The organism is Pseudidiomarina atlantica (assembly GCF_000753735.1).
Classification (GTDB): domain Bacteria; phylum Pseudomonadota; class Gammaproteobacteria; order Enterobacterales; family Alteromonadaceae; genus Pseudidiomarina; species Pseudidiomarina atlantica.
The window spans coordinates 241,520-255,592 of sequence record NZ_JPIN01000005.1 but is presented as its reverse complement, the minus strand read 5'-3'; the positions used below and the strand labels follow the sequence as shown (position 1 = coordinate 255,592).

The following is a 14,073-nucleotide window of genomic DNA, read 5'->3' as shown; positions in this document are numbered from 1 at the left end:
AAGGCCGAGTCTTTCTGGTTTTTATGCGATCACATAAATGTAGCCCGTAATTGTACGAGCGTCATTCATAGTCGTATTGTTTTTTGGAGACTTTCCACGAGAGGGTGCTGAAGAAGACGCCGGTGATGACGTAATAAAAGATGATCTTCACTTTCTGCATGAAGGCGAAGTCGGCTGGGAATTTCAGCACCCAGTGCAGCAATACCGACGATTTGTATTTGCGGAAGAAGCGTTGCAGCTGGCTGTCGAGTGCGGTGCGCGTATCGGCCGGTTTGGCTTTGAGCGCTTTCAGTGCCGAATCCGCGACGCAAACTTTGTCGCGGAAGCGACGCAGCATGGGCCCTGAACGTTGGTCGTGCGACAAGCTGGTGTCATGCAACTCGTAAATATAAAAGTAGCTATTCACATAATGCACGTCGCGCGCGTGACCGAGCGCGGTGGTAAACAGCATCAAGTCTTCGGCGTTGCACACCCGTGGTGGCAAATCGATGTCGGCAAAAGCTGCTGCCAGCGTACGGCGGCTGTAGAGTTTGCCCGGCGTGCCGAGCAGGTTCTTATTGCATTGCTTGAAAAAATCGAGCGCTGGCATGGCGTTCACCAGATCCTGATGCGCCTTTGGCAAAATATTGCGACGCTCCGACACCCCTGCCCGCCGCGAAATAATATCGCTGACCAGAATGTCGATGTCGTGAGTGGTTAATAGATTGACCAGCAGCTGGCCAAACACATCCGGGAAAATCGCATCGCCGCAGTCGACGAACACTATATAAGTGCCGCTGGCGTGACTAAAACCGTATTTTCGGGCGTGATACGGACCTTCGTTGGCTTTGCGCAAATACTGCACGTCGACTTTTTTGCCTTGCAGCATGGCCTCTACGCGTGCTGCATTGGTGTCAGGGCCACCGTCGTCGACAATGATGATTTCGATCGGTAACTCACTGACCACCGCAGCAATAGACTCCAAGGTCACCGCCAAGCTGTCAACGTCATCGTAAATAGGCACGATGAACGAGAAGTATTTTTCGTCAGCTGCTGGCGTACTCATTCAGGCGTTTCCGTCGTCTGTTCGGTGGCGGCGGCAAAAGCCTGCTGTAAAAACTCCAGCGCCTGGTGTTTATGGCGTGCGCGAATCAACTCTAGTGCGTCCCAATCGATGTCTTCGTTTAATTTTTTGTAGATAGTATCACAATCATTTGCGTTGCTAACGCTGATCAAACGTTGTTGTTGCGAAAATAAATTTAACAAAGTGGTAAAACGGTCTAAACCGCGGTCTTCATTGCCTATCGCGATAAACTTTTTGTGCATAAGCAAGGCAAACACGCAGCCATGAAAGGAGTCAGTGATCACGTACTCCGCCGCGGAAAATGTCGCAAGCCACTCAGGAATGCTCGGCAACGCCTTGCCCGGCGCGGGCATCACCGCAAATAAGGGCTGCCCACTTTGGGTGGCGATGCGCTCGGCGAGGGTTTGCACTGCGGGGTGCGGGTCGAGCAGGTAGCTGGCGATGTAAGGGGGTTGCTGTTTGCGGTCGGCGTTGTTTATCAGCCGCTGGTAATCGGCGGCGTCGAGTAGCAGCGTCGGGTCGAGCACCAGCTGCGCTTGGTGGTAATCGAGCTGCTCGCGGCAAAGCGCCAGCGCCGAGCTTTCGCGCACTGACACCGCGCTGAATTGCGCTAGCCACTTGGCGTATTGCCCACGCTGCTGCGCCGGCACGTCAAAAGTATTGACGCCAAAGGATGCGGCATAGCTGATGCGCGGCAAAGCGCTGTCGAAACCGACGAAATAATCGGGCAAATGTGGTGAATAGCGTGGCCGCCAGACTTGGTCGCTGCCCACCACTATGGCGTCAAACTGCTGCTCGCGTAGGTACGCCTGCAACGCCTGCGAGCTCTTGAGTGGCGGTGACAGGCGCAACTGCTGCGCCCGAAACGCCAGTAACTGCTGGTTTTGCGCCTGATACAAGGCCGCGCGGGTGGCATAGGGGGAGCGCCCGCGGGCATAGGCCCACAACTGTCGTAACGCCAAGCGCAAGCGCAACGGCCACGACGGCTGCGCGCGGCGATCCAAGGTTTCTACCTGGTGCCCTAGCTGTTGCAGCACCTGTTGTAGCGCATAAGCTTGCAGCAGTCCGCCAAAATTATGGCCTAAGGGTTGGGTAAGAATCGCCAGTTTCATGATTTAGGCTGCGTCCTTTGCTGCAAAAATGTGCGTAACGCCTGCACGCAGTTGCGGCGTTCACGGGCTTCGAGCCCTAGCAGCCATACGCTGCCAAAGGTACATAGTGCCGCCAAGCCAGAAAAGCTCAGCACGCTCCACCAACTGGCGGCGCTGCTGTAGTTTGCGCTTAAGCCCCAGCATAACGCCACCGCTACCACGCAGACCAGCACAATGCGGCCGAGCGCTTGGCGGCAAAATAAGCGAAACGAGAATGCCATGATGCGTTTCAGCATAAAGATACGGGCAATACTGGCGCACAGGGTCAGCACAATCGCGACCACAAATACCGATGCCGCGCCGTAACCGAGGCTCAACACCACGTACGCCACCGGCAAATTAAGCAGTAAGATGCCCCCCACTACCATTTGGTAGCCGCGGATCTTGCCCGTCGCCTGTGCCGCTGTCATTAGGGGCTTCGACAGGCTATCGAGCAGCAGATTCACCAGCATCAGTTGTAAGAACACCGCCGCGTAGGCTGGCGGCTCCACTAGCCACAGCTGCAACACTTGCTCGGTGCGCAACAACAGCGGCAGCGCTAACATCAGCAACAAGAAAAAGTTGTACTTGCTGCCGTAGTGCATGAGTTTTTCGGTGTAATCGCGATCGTCGCTGGCGTAGGATTTGATCAGCTGCGGGTTCATCGCTAACTGCAAATTGCTGACAAACTGATTCAACGCCCCCGAGGCTTGGCTTCCGATACTTTTTGCGGCGTTAATGGCCGGACCAAAGAACACATTGAGCAACAGGTTGCTGCCATGACTGGCGAACACCGAGGCGGCATTGCCCCACAGAGTCCAGCCCGAGAACGCCAGCATGCGCCAAAACAGCGCGCTTTGCCAATGGGGGCGATAGCGCTGCTGCGGAAATTGCACCGCCACGTAGGCAATGTACAAGGCGCCGGTCAGCAGGGTCACCAGCAAATACAGCGCACCATAGGCGACCAGTGGGTCATAAGGTTGATGCGGTAGTAGTAAAACAATCACCAATTTCAAAGCGACATCGAGCATGCTGATCCAGGCGAAAGCACGCATGCGTTCGTGCGCGATCAGCATGGCGTGGTTCGGTACCACCAAAATGTTTACCGCAAAGGCGGCGAGCGACAACCAAAACAGTTGCAGCAGGGCATCACCGCGTGCCGCATCGTAGGTCAGCAACGCTGGGATCAGCACATAGCCGAGCACGCCAATCAGCGCGCTCAACAGCACGGCAAACAGCAGGTGTATGTTGACGCTCATGCTGAACAATTGCTGTAGCTGCGGCCGCGCTTGGCCTAGCTCATAGGCGAGAAAACGCTGGCTGGTGCTCGACAATGAACTTTGTAAAAAGCCCGCGAACAGAATGAAGCTGGCGACCACGTGGTAAAGGCCGTAATCGTCGGTGCCAAGGGTGGCGAGTAGCACCCGCGCGGTGTAGAGCGCCACCAGCAGGGTAAACAGCATGCGCAGGTAGAGAAACCCGGTATTTTTGATGATGGTGTGGGTGCGCGCAGACATGAGCTTAAGGCTGCGACGCGCCGTCGTGCACAATGAGAATGTCAGCCACCGGTTTGCGCGGTGAATTGGCAATCACGCAGTTGGGGCTGGCGTAGCCGAAGGCGATCAACATGATCACGGTTTCGTCGTCGTTAATCAGCTGTAGTTTACGCAATTCGAGATCTTGCTTGAGCGATGCCGCCCAGTTCAGTGGGCAGGTCGCGACCTGATGCGCGTGCGCCGCGAGTAACAGCGACATGGCGAACATGCCACCGTCGGTGTACGCCTGCGCCCGCTCGGCGGGTAAGCTGAACGCGCGTAACGACGAAGTCACGATGCCTACCTGCGGGGCGTCATGGCCAAAGCCAGTGTTGCCATTTTGCAGCGCCAGGGCTTGGTCTTTGGCGGCGCCGCTTAAAATATGCAGCTTCCAATGCTGACGGTTACAGACCGACGGCGTTTTTAGCGCGATGGCGACTATCGCTTCCAGCACTGCCTGCGGCACCGGCTGCTGCGCTTGGAATTGGCGCACGCTGGTGCGGCTGTTAAAAAACTGCGCGAACTGCTCGGGCTTTAATTGGTGCTGCGGGAGTGCTTGAGTGCCGACTTGGCGGGCGGTGCTGTGCGCAAGGTCAGCGGCTGGCAGTTGCGCGATAAGTTGGTCAAACCATGCCGCAGTCGCAATCCCCTGCTGTTGGTGATGCTGCTGATAGGCGGCGAAGGCCCCCACGCCCCAATAGTAATAGGCGTCTTTGCCAAACTGCTGTTGGTAGTGCAGCAGGTTGTGTAATAAGCGTTCGAGTATCGGCTGGCCGTAATGCGGTTTGACTTGCGCGAAGCTCAGCCCCTTTTCGATGCGGTGTTTGTCTTGCAGCAGCCACGCGCCAAGTTCGTCTTGCTGGGTCTTGCGCGCCGTTGCCGGCACATAATGGCGGCGAAATCGGCGGTAGTCATACAGGTAAATGCGCACTAACAGCACGGCGTTGCGCAGCGGCGTTGCGCGCAACCACAAGGGTCGCAGCCATGCCTTCAAGGATGCCATCACCAGCGTAGCTCCCAGCTGGCAATGACATTGCCGAAGCTGTCATCGCGGCCGTCAACGTAGGTGTCTTGCCAAGCTTGCAGGCCAAGCTCGATCAGGCTGCGGTTCCCCAATGGGAAGAACACCACAGCTTCAAATTGCTGGATGCGCTCGATGCCGGGCCGATATTCAGGCAGCAACTGCCAACGCGGCGCCATGCCGTAGCTGTTGTGGTGCCGGCGTACACGCGTATCCTGAATGCGGAAATCATAACCCATGCCATTATTGGCAAAGGTCGCATAACCGATGGTCAATAAACTGCGTAAATCGCTACGGTCATATTCGGCATAGACCCGCGACAATTTCGCCGGCTCGGCAAAACTCCAGTCCAAACCTAGCATGTGGCCATTACCTGCGCGTTCTTCAACGTCATGCTCGCTGATACTGCCATAAAACGCAATTTGGTACGGCAAGGTCAGCCGCGCATCAAACACCCAATTATCCGAGCTATCAGCAAGATCCGACGCCGTGTAATGCAGCCCTAGCTCCAAGCGTTCATGGGCCCGCCAACCGAGCCGCGCGCCATAGGCAGTTTCGCGCTGCCACAGTTGGGCGGCCGGGTCGAGTAAGAGTTCTTCTTCGCTCTCGCCCCAAAAGGCGGTAAAGCTGACATCGCGCCACGCCGATTGTGCATCCGGCGCATAGATCGCACGAGCACCACGCAGCGGTAAGGTACTGACCGTATGCAATCCGTCTTGCGCCGAACCCGGCGACCACCAGGTTTGCAATTGGTCAATTGACAGTGCCCAATCACCCGCCATTCCGGCGGCATAACTGCCCTGCCACGAGAGATTGTCGGTGCGCACCCGCGGATTCAGGCTCAGCGAACTGTCACGATAGGTCACCCGCACCCGCGCCGCCGCCACTTCACCGACCCGCTCATGGGTCAAGGCCGCTGAGGCTTTGCCTTCCATCGGCCGTTGCAAACTCGGTTGCGCACCGGTATCGGTCACGCCGGCCACGCGCACCCCGGTGTAGGAACCGCGCTTGTGGTACTCGAGCAGCGCCACCAATTTGTAGTAGGCAACTTGCTGGAGTTCGGTGAGTTGCTCAGGGTTAATGGCTTCAAGGTCGGTCAGCAGCGGTCGCCACATCACCGGCAAGGTGGTTACCGGGGCACTGAGTAGACCCGCGTCCGCCAGCACTTGCAATGAATGGCGAACATGCAATTCTTCGGCATCGAGCCAAGGCGTTGCGACAGCTGGTGTCGCAAGTTGCGCAAAAAACACGCAGGCGGCTGCCCATAGCACCCGCATTATTTGAACTCGCGCTCGTGGAACCACAGGTTGAATGCCCATTTCTCGCCTTTGATCACTGGCATGCCAGCATGCAGGCTCTTCTTGTGCACATCGGTAGTGCCGCGCACGACATTTTCGAAAAACAGCAGGCGGCCGGGTTTTGCCGCGACGTTCAAGTCGAGTTTCGGAAAGTAAGTCGAACCGCCCTTCTCGGGCGCATCAATATAGCCCAGCACGGTAATCAAGCGTTGCCCGCCACGAGCGGTGCAGCGCTTGCCGCGTTCGGTGCTCATGTCATAGGCGTCGAAGTGTGCGCGATATTCTTGTTGCTCGCCATAATGAATCACCTGAAAACTCTCGGCGTTCTCCAGCGGCAAGCCGACTTCTTTGGCAATGCGCATGCCCAAATAGGTCACCACCATATCGTGGGTGTGCTGGATCCAACAGAGGCTGTTGGTGCGCGCGTTACTCAGCACCCCCTCTTTGTCGGAGCTCACTTTGGCACGCGCCATTTGCGCGGCGGCACATTTTTTCAAATGCGCGCCTTCAGACGCGGTAAAAAAGTCGTCCATGATGTAAACCGTCGGGTCCTGACACAAAATATGCGTAGTTGGGTTATCCATCAGAGCCTCTGCAAAATAGCCTGCGTACTGTCATCAAAAGCGTCGCTGCCGGTGCCGGTTTTGATTACTTCCAGCACTTCATTAGCGATTTTCTTGCCAAGCTCAACGCCCGGCTGGTCAAACGAATTAATCTTCCAGATCACGCCTTGGGTAAACACTTTGTGCTCATAGGCGGCAATCAGTGCGCCGAACGCTTGTGGCGTGAGCTCTTGCAGCAACAATAGGTTCGATGGGTGTTGGCCAGGGTAAGTCTTACCGTCGCCAAACCACATCAAGCGGCGATGTGCGAGGCAGTTCGCCACCGACAAGGTCTGCTGCTCGGCAAACTCGGCTTGGGTTGCTGCGTCAAATTCTGTCGCAGCGCGTTGCAACACCAGCACGAAATCGGCGGCAAAGTTGTCATAGCCTTGATGCAAATGCTGATAAAACGCGTGCTGACCGTTAGGCCCAAAGCCACCCCAAATAATTGGCCCGGTCGGATAATCGATCGGCTTACCGTTGCGATCTTGTTGCTTGCCGTTGCTTTCCATGTCGAGCTGCTGCAAGTAATCGGGCAGTTTCCGTAAGCGACCATCGTAGGGCAACACAGCAAGGTTGTTGATGCCGCGCTGCTCGCGGTTGTACACGCCAGTAAGCGCCATCAATAACGGAATGTTTTCATGCAGTTCGGCTTCGCCAAAATGCGCGTCCATGGCTTTGGCGCCATCGAGCATGCGGGCGAATTGGTTGGCGCCGACGGTGAGCGCGATTGGTAAGCCAATGGCGGACCACAACGAATAGCGGCCGCCCACAGATTCAGCAAAGCTCAATTGTTGCGCAGGTGGAATGCCAAAGTTGGTCATGCCTTCGATGTTGCTCGACACGCCAATCACGTGCTTTTCGAGCCACTGCTGTTCGCTCAGTTCGCGCGCCGCCCAGGCTTTGAGGGTGCGAATATTGGCAAGGGTATCGATGGTGCTAAAGCTTTTTGACGCCATGATCACCAAAGTGGTGGCTGGGTTTAGCTGTGGCAACAAAGTGTACAGCTGGCTGCCATCCATCGAGCTGGCGAAATGCACTTTTAATGGGTGCGCGGTGTTGTCGTCGGCGAACTCTTGCAAGGCTTCGCTGCCAAGCAATGGGCCCAAGTCGGAGCCACCTACACCTACGTTGATGACGTCGGTGACCACTTGCCCAGTCGCGCCCAGCCATTTGCCACTACGCAAGGTGCGGACGATTTCCGAAAAGCGGTTACGACCACCGTTGGCCGCCACCACCGAATGGCGACTACGGTTGAGCACGTGGGTCACTTGTCGGCCTTCGCTCGGGTTCTCGTAAGTCCCTTTCAACAACTGTGCACGCAGTTCAGCGAAATCGCGCGGCAAGCGTTCGTTCGCGAATTGTTGGAGTTGGTCACGCGTCAGCCCCTGATAGGTGAGGTCCAGCGCCAGGTGTTGCGTTGTTATCATCATAATGCAGCCAATGCAGCTAGGGCGACGCCGACCTGATACATGATCTGGGTGGCAGTGGTCCATAGCTCAACGTTGTTCATGTATTGGGTGTCCATTGGTACGACAATGGTGTCACCCGGCTCGATTTGGTTGACGGCGCCCGACGAGAACCATGAGCGGCGCTCTGGCACCACTACACGGCCGTTGGCTTTGACAATATAGATGCGCTCATCGTCAGCTTTCTGGCGTAACCCACCCGCGCGCTGCAGGTACTCTTCGAGCGATACGCCCTGCTCGTACTGGTACGAACTTGCTAGCTGTACTTCGCCGATAATAGATACGGTATTCTGCACGGTTGGCACAAACAGGCGGTCGCCGTCTTTCAATTGAATGTCGGTCAAGCGTTCGCCGTCACCGATCACGGTTTCTAGATCGATAACCAAGCGGCCGACCGCTTCGATATTGGTCAGGTCGCGCAACAGCTGGTTCATTTCGCCGTAAGCGACGGAAGCACCGCTGTCGGTAATGACATTCGAGGCAATTTCACGACGCAGTTGCTGCGCCAGCTCGCTTAAACGCTTGCGTTCCGCTTCACGCAGATCGTCACGGGTAAAAATTGCCCCGCGTACGAACGCATATTCGGTCAACCCACCGGCGCGGTCGAGCAAGCCTTGTAGCGTCTCACCACGGCGAATGGTGTAAGTGCCGGGGAAGCGCACTTCGCCTTCAAGGCGCACTTGCAAGGTGTTTTGCCACTGTGGAATCGACAAGATTTGCAGTCGATCGCGGCCTTGCACTGGCACCTGCAAGTCACCGCTTAACACCTCGGCCAAGTTGAACGGCACGTAGCGCGCTTCGGCTTCACCATTGCTGATTTCCGTACGCGTCAGCTCAGCGCGGGCTAAATAGGCTGATTCTTTCAAACCGCCGGCGGCGACAATCACTTGCTTTGCACTGGCGCCTTCAACCAGCGGATAAATGCCCGGATGCCGCACTTCGCCGTCAATGTACACCAACGGCAAGGTGCCGGTGGCGCTGAATTGGTTGCGCAATTGATACAAAATCGGTTGCAGCAAATTGTGCCGTGAGAACTTGGCGTAATAGTCCGCATCGCGCTCTTCGCCGTTATCGCCAATGGCGAACAAGCTGTCGAGTTGATTATCCAATTCTTCAGAGCGATCCGGGGTGGTACGGTCCAGCAGCTCGTTAAAACCAAGGTCGTCCACGATCAGCTTTTGCAGATACTGCTTACGGTAAATCTCTAGCACCCGTTCGCGCTCTTCACGCGCTCGGTCGCTTTCAGAGCGTAACCACGCACTCAATTGATTTTCTTCGGCAGCGGCCGCTTCGTAGCGACTGAACACCACCACTTGGTCACGCGGTTGCAGCGCTAGGTTATGCTCACTAACGCCACGCACGGCTTGCGCGACATCAAATTGCAGTACTTTGATGGTGCGGCGGTCATCACTCGAGCGCACCACAATACCGTAGGTCAAATCGGTAATCGGTAACAGCGCACCTTCAACGGAGGGGATCACGTCTTTAATGCGCAGGTTGTCGTGCCATTCGTACATACCCGGACGCACCGCAGCACCAACCAGCATCACGCTGTCGACGGTTTCTTCGGCAACAGGGAAAACGGTAATGGCGTCACCACCACGCAGTTTGCGCTGCACGTCGGTACGGGTTAAGTCAATGGTTTGCACGCGGCGTGAGCCGTCGCTGATGCGTTGCAGCTGCACTGACTTGCGATAGGCCGTGGGCAGCAAGCCACCGGCAAAACTCAAGGCGTCGGCCAAGGTCTCATCGGGGAGCATTTCATAAATGGCTGGGCGCAGAACTTCGCCGGCAATGCTGACCATGTCGCCACGGGTGGGAATAAACACCACGTCGCCCGCTTGCAAGCGGTAGTCGTTTGAGGCATCGCCTTCGGTCAGCAGTTTATATAAATCGAAGGTCACCACGGTCTCGCCGTTGCGCTTCAGTTGCACGTTGCGCAACGAGGCGATGTCTGACACCCCACCCGAGACGAACAGCGCTTGGCTTATGGTGGTCAGTGAGCTGACGGTGTAGGCACCTGGTTTGTAGGCTTCGCCGACCACGAAAATTTGCATGCTGCGCAATTCGCCCATGCTGACCGCCGCTTCCATACCTATCATGCGCTCGCGTACGGTGCTCTTGATCAGTTCGCGGGCTTCGTCGTAGCGTAAGCCAGCCACACTCAGCGGGCCAAGGTTTTCAATGGTGACGCGACCTTCGTTGTCGATCACGGCATCGATGGTGCGGGTTTCTTTACCGTACAGTTGAATGCGTAATTCATCGCCTACCCCTAACAAGTAGTTCGATGGCACAGGTGCGTTCGCCATCGGCGCAAAGGTGCTGGGCTCGCCTTGGAATAGGTTGTAACCAAAGGGTTGCAGTTCTTTGTCGTCTTCGGCAAGCCGTTCGGCCAGTTCACCGGGGCTGAGTTCATTCAGCGGGCGCGTATCGATAACGTCGCGGTCTTGCATGGTGTCGGCGGCGCGTTCGCTTTCCGGTTGACCGCTGGTTGGGCTGCTACTCGAGCTCTGCATCATGCGCTCGATGTCGGCTAAATTGACGCCAAACTGGCGCGCAATGGCTTCTTGTTGCGCGCGCGGAAGTTTCTGAATTTGTGCGATTTGTTGCGGAGTGAGACTGGATAAATCTTGCGCCTGTGCGCTAGGTGCTGCGGCACCCACTAATAGACACGCCAGCCCGGCTGCCGCTAGCGTATGTTGCAACCATGCTTTCACGCTATTTCCCCTGTTGGTGTTGTTATTCTGTTGCTTCGTCGGTGCTTTCGATATCGCGTTGTTGACGTACCCACGACACGATGCGCCAAATGTTTTTGAGCATTACTAGGTAGAGTACAAAAATTGCGATGAAAATGCTAAGCACAATTGGCTCGGGTAGTTGTAACCATTCGAAAACCAAGCCCAGCGCTAGTTTGAAGCAGGCGATAGCGGTGATGATACCCAGTGTTTGCCGCGAGGTGAAACCCGCGCGCATGAAGATGTGATGCAAATGTTCGCGATCCGGACGAAACGGCGATTGGCCTTTCATAACACGCCGCGCCATGATGGCGAACATGTCCATAAGGGGGACGGCAATCAGCCACAACACGGCGACTGGGCGCACGGCTTCAACGTTCGGCTGAATGGCAAACCAACTTTCGAGTAAGCGCTCGGGGTGGGTCAGCATGACCAGCATCCATACCACTACGAAGCCGACCAGCATGGAGCCGGCGTCACCCATGAAGATTTTACGAATCGGGCGTAAGCGAAAGCCCATATTGCGAATTTGGTAGGGAATCATCGCGCCAAACAAGATAGCGGCGACCATGACCGGCAATTGTTGCTGGTGCATAAAAGCCAGCGCCGCAATACCGGCGAAGGCCACCATGGCTAGTGCACCGAGCAAACCATCGATGCCATCAATCATATTGTAGGCGTTCATGGCGGCGACAATGGCGAGTAAGGTGAACGGCATTGCCATGGCACCCAGTTCAACCGTACCGGTACCGAATAAGTTACCCAGTTGCACGATTTGTACGTCGGCGCCAAATACCACCACCGCAGCGGCCAGCATTTGGGCGATAAAGCGTACGCCGGGATCAATATCGTAGCGGTCGTCGAGGGCGCCAATCAGCACCATGAAGCTTGCGGACACCAGGAATAAGCGAATGTCGACTTCGAGCGGCAGCAGCGCCACCATCATAATGAGCATGGTGCCATACACCGCCAGCCCACCTACTAACGGAACTGGCGCAGCGTGTTGCTTGCGCGCACAAGGATGATCAACCAGCGCAGTCTTCCACGCCATCGGGATCAGGACATTGCACAACACGCTCGAAAGCGCGGTCGCTGCAAGCAGCACCACCCAAATACTCATAACTTCTAGATTTCCCGTCTAATTCAGTTTTTCTTTAATTTTTCGACATCGCTTAATCGTTGTTATAAATGTCGCGAGTATAGACCTTGTCGGAGACATCGGCTAACTCATCAGACATGCGATTGCTGACGATTATATCTGATCTGTTTTTAAAATCACAAAAATCTTTAACAACTTCACAACCGTTAAACATTGTTTCCGTAACGGTCGGCTCGAATACGATGACCTTAATGCCGCGCGCTTGCAAGCGCTGCATCACTCCTTGCACCGCACTTGCGCGAAAATTGTCCGAACCTTGCTTCATTACTAACCGATACACACCGACGCACTGCGGCTCGCGTTGCATGATCGCTTCCGCAATACAGTCTTTGCGCATGCGATTGGCATCGACAATAGCACCAATGATCACCTGCGGCACCTTGTCATAGTTGGCCAACAACTGGCGCGTATCCTTGGGTAAGCAATAACCACCATAGCCGAAGCTCGGGTTGTTGTAATGCCCCCCAATACGGGGGTCCAAGCACACGCCGTCAATCAATTGCCGCGCATTTAAGCCATGATGCATAGCGAACGAATCCAGTTCGTTAAAAAACGCCACCCGCATCGCTAAGTAGGTATTAGCGAATAATTTTATCGCTTCCGCCTCAGTCGGTTCAGTATATTGCACCGGTACATCGGACTTCAGTGCGCCACTACGTAAAAATTCTGCAAAGATGCGTGCCGCCTCGTGCTGTTCACCCACGACAATGCGCGATGGGTATAAATTATCGTACAGCGCGCGCCCTTCACGTAAAAACTCGGGCGCGAAAAACACCCGCTCGGTGGCCAACTTGGCGCGTATTTTCTTGATGTACCCAACAGGGATGGTTGAACGCACCACAATGTGACAGCGAGGATTGCTGGCCAGTGTTTGCGCGATGACGCTATCGACGCTACTGGTGTTGAAATAGTTGGTCTCTGGGTCGTAATCGGTGGGGGTGGCGATGATCACCCAGTCGGCCTCGGCGAGGATGTTTGGGTCGGTGGTTGCACTTAACTGCAGCGGCTTGTCGCGTAAGTAAGTGCTTATTTCGCTGTCTTCGATCGGGCTTTGCTTGGCGTTGACTGCCGCTACCTTAGTGGCATCAATATCGAGTGCCACCACCTGATGTTGTTGCGCCAGCAGCACCGCATTCGACAATCCTACGTAGCCAAGCCCAACCACGGTAATTTTTTGACACATCTTTTTGTCTCGATTTTGTCTCGATTGCGTAAAAACGATGTAAATCATCCGTAACCTTCAGGTAAGCTTATACCGCACTTAGATTGCAGTTTTTTGTCACGCTCGATAGAATCGCCGCATCTTCTCGAGCTTAACTTGAGCTTTCAAACGATATGAATCAGCAATTGACGACCGACGTTACCGTTGGCGGTATTCAAGTAACGCCGTTTGCTTCGATGGCGCAGGCTGTGAATGCAGTCATCGCACCGGCCGGCGACGTGCACTACGGTTTCGGTATTGCCATCAACCCTGAAAAAGTGGTGTTGGCACAACAAGACGAAACCGTTCGCGCCACCTTGCAAAGTGCGACACTGCGCTTTGCTGATGGCACTGGCGTGGTGCGCACCCTGCGTAAAAAAGGTGTGGCCAATACCCGTATTCCTGGCTGTGAATTCTGGGAAGCCTTGATGCTGCGCGCCGCGGAGTTACAAGTGCCGGTCATGCTGATTGGTGCTAAGCCGGCGGTAAACCAGCTTGCCGCCGCGAAATTACGCGAGCTTGGCACGCCAGTAGTGGCCGCCATCGATGGCTACTTTGCCGACGAACAAGTGCTGGTCGATGCGCTGCACGCACAGCAGCCACGCATCGTTACCGTGGCCATGGGGTCGCCCAAACAAGAGCAGCTGATCGAACGTTTACGCAAGCTTTACCCTGACGCGTTTTATCTTGGCGTCGGCGGTACGTACGATGTCTTTACGGGCGCCGCCAAACGCGCCCCGAAGCTTTGGTGTAAGCTGCATTTGGAGTGGCTGTATCGTTTGCTGTCACAACCGACGCGCATCGGTCGTCAATTACGACTGTTGACCTATTTGCGCCTTCATTTATTACAACGACTCTAG

Annotated in this window: 11 protein-coding genes; 1 reads left to right on the top strand and 10 read right to left on the bottom strand. The window is 55.6% G+C overall.

Translation table 11 applies throughout. From position 1 onward, the window contains the following. Positions 1-61: 61 nt before the first annotated feature. The 10 genes from IDAT_RS12990 to IDAT_RS05735 are packed head-to-tail and all read right to left on the bottom strand — an operon-like array spanning position 62 to position 13,195. On the bottom strand, positions 62-1,045 hold the full coding sequence (locus IDAT_RS12990; protein WP_051986603.1) for a glycosyltransferase family 2 protein: 984 nt from the start codon (positions 1,043-1,045) through the stop codon (positions 62-64). Continuing rightward, positions 1,042-2,175 (bottom strand): polysaccharide pyruvyl transferase family protein, encoded by a 1,134-nt coding sequence (locus tag IDAT_RS05775; protein WP_034731711.1) that lies wholly within the window; start codon positions 2,173-2,175, stop codon positions 1,042-1,044. Before IDAT_RS05775 ends, IDAT_RS12990 begins: the two co-directional genes overlap by 4 nt. Further along, on the bottom strand, positions 2,172-3,710 hold the full coding sequence (locus IDAT_RS05770; protein ID WP_034731708.1) for an MATE family efflux transporter: 1,539 nt from the start codon (positions 3,708-3,710) through the stop codon (positions 2,172-2,174). The genes IDAT_RS05775 and IDAT_RS05770 overlap by 4 nt, the downstream gene beginning before the upstream one ends. Before the next feature lie 4 nt (positions 3,711-3,714). After that, the gene (locus IDAT_RS12985; RefSeq protein WP_051986602.1) at positions 3,715-4,731 is read right to left on the bottom strand and encodes a nitroreductase family protein; all 1,017 of its coding nucleotides are present in this window, start codon (positions 4,729-4,731) and stop codon (positions 3,715-3,717) included. Next, positions 4,731-6,026: a hypothetical protein gene (locus tag IDAT_RS05760; RefSeq protein ID WP_034731704.1), complete on the bottom strand. Its 1,296-nt coding sequence runs from the start codon at positions 6,024-6,026 to the stop codon at positions 4,731-4,733. Before IDAT_RS05760 ends, IDAT_RS12985 begins: the two co-directional genes overlap by 1 nt. Next, positions 6,026-6,631, bottom strand: coding sequence for a 2OG-Fe(II) oxygenase (locus IDAT_RS05755; RefSeq protein ID WP_034731701.1), 606 nt, complete (start codon positions 6,629-6,631; stop codon positions 6,026-6,028). Before IDAT_RS05755 ends, IDAT_RS05760 begins: the two co-directional genes overlap by 1 nt. Continuing rightward, a complete protein-coding gene (gene pgi, locus IDAT_RS05750) occupies positions 6,631-8,082 on the bottom strand; it encodes a glucose-6-phosphate isomerase (protein ID WP_034731698.1) in 1,452 nt (483 codons plus the stop codon). The genes IDAT_RS05755 and pgi overlap by 1 nt, the downstream gene beginning before the upstream one ends. Continuing rightward, a complete protein-coding gene (locus IDAT_RS05745) occupies positions 8,079-10,835 on the bottom strand; it encodes an SLBB domain-containing protein (RefSeq protein WP_244441604.1) in 2,757 nt (918 codons plus the stop codon). The genes pgi and IDAT_RS05745 overlap by 4 nt, the downstream gene beginning before the upstream one ends. Before the next feature lie 22 nt (positions 10,836-10,857). Continuing rightward, entirely contained in the window at positions 10,858-11,973 is a 1,116-nt protein-coding gene (wecA, locus tag IDAT_RS05740; RefSeq protein WP_034731693.1) for a UDP-N-acetylglucosamine--undecaprenyl-phosphate N-acetylglucosaminephosphotransferase, read from the bottom strand. Positions 11,974-12,025: 52 nt separating this feature from the next. Continuing rightward, entirely contained in the window at positions 12,026-13,195 is a 1,170-nt protein-coding gene (locus IDAT_RS05735) for a nucleotide sugar dehydrogenase (protein ID WP_034731846.1), read from the bottom strand. A 152-nt stretch (positions 13,196-13,347) separates the two neighbouring features. Here IDAT_RS05735 and IDAT_RS05730 point away from each other — a divergent pair, with 152 nt between their 5' ends. Continuing rightward, on the top strand, positions 13,348-14,073 hold the full coding sequence (locus tag IDAT_RS05730; protein ID WP_034731691.1) for a WecB/TagA/CpsF family glycosyltransferase: 726 nt from the start codon (positions 13,348-13,350) through the stop codon (positions 14,071-14,073).

Bases quoted from the DNA above. Each gene is read 5' to 3' on its own strand.
- IDAT_RS05775 (WP_034731711.1), bottom strand. From the start codon at position 2,175: ATGAAACTGGCGATTCTTACCCAACCCTTAGGCCATAATTTTGGCGGA.
- IDAT_RS12990 (WP_051986603.1), bottom strand. From the start codon at position 1,045: ATGAGTACGCCAGCAGCTGACGAAAAATACTTCTCGTTCATCGTGCCT.
- IDAT_RS12985 (WP_051986602.1), bottom strand. From the start codon at position 4,731: ATGGCATCCTTGAAGGCATGGCTGCGACCCTTGTGGTTGCGCGCAACG.
- IDAT_RS05755 (WP_034731701.1), bottom strand. From the start codon at position 6,631: ATGGATAACCCAACTACGCATATTTTGTGTCAGGACCCGACGGTTTAC.
- IDAT_RS05735 (WP_034731846.1), bottom strand. From the start codon at position 13,195: ATGTGTCAAAAAATTACCGTGGTTGGGCTTGGCTACGTAGGATTGTCG.
- IDAT_RS05770 (WP_034731708.1), bottom strand. From the start codon at position 3,710: ATGTCTGCGCGCACCCACACCATCATCAAAAATACCGGGTTTCTCTAC.
- pgi (WP_034731698.1), bottom strand. From the start codon at position 8,082: ATGATGATAACAACGCAACACCTGGCGCTGGACCTCACCTATCAGGGG.
- IDAT_RS05730 (WP_034731691.1), top strand. From the start codon at position 13,348: ATGAATCAGCAATTGACGACCGACGTTACCGTTGGCGGTATTCAAGTA.
- IDAT_RS05760 (WP_034731704.1), bottom strand. From the start codon at position 6,026: ATGCGGGTGCTATGGGCAGCCGCCTGCGTGTTTTTTGCGCAACTTGCG.
- wecA (WP_034731693.1), bottom strand. From the start codon at position 11,973: ATGAGTATTTGGGTGGTGCTGCTTGCAGCGACCGCGCTTTCGAGCGTG.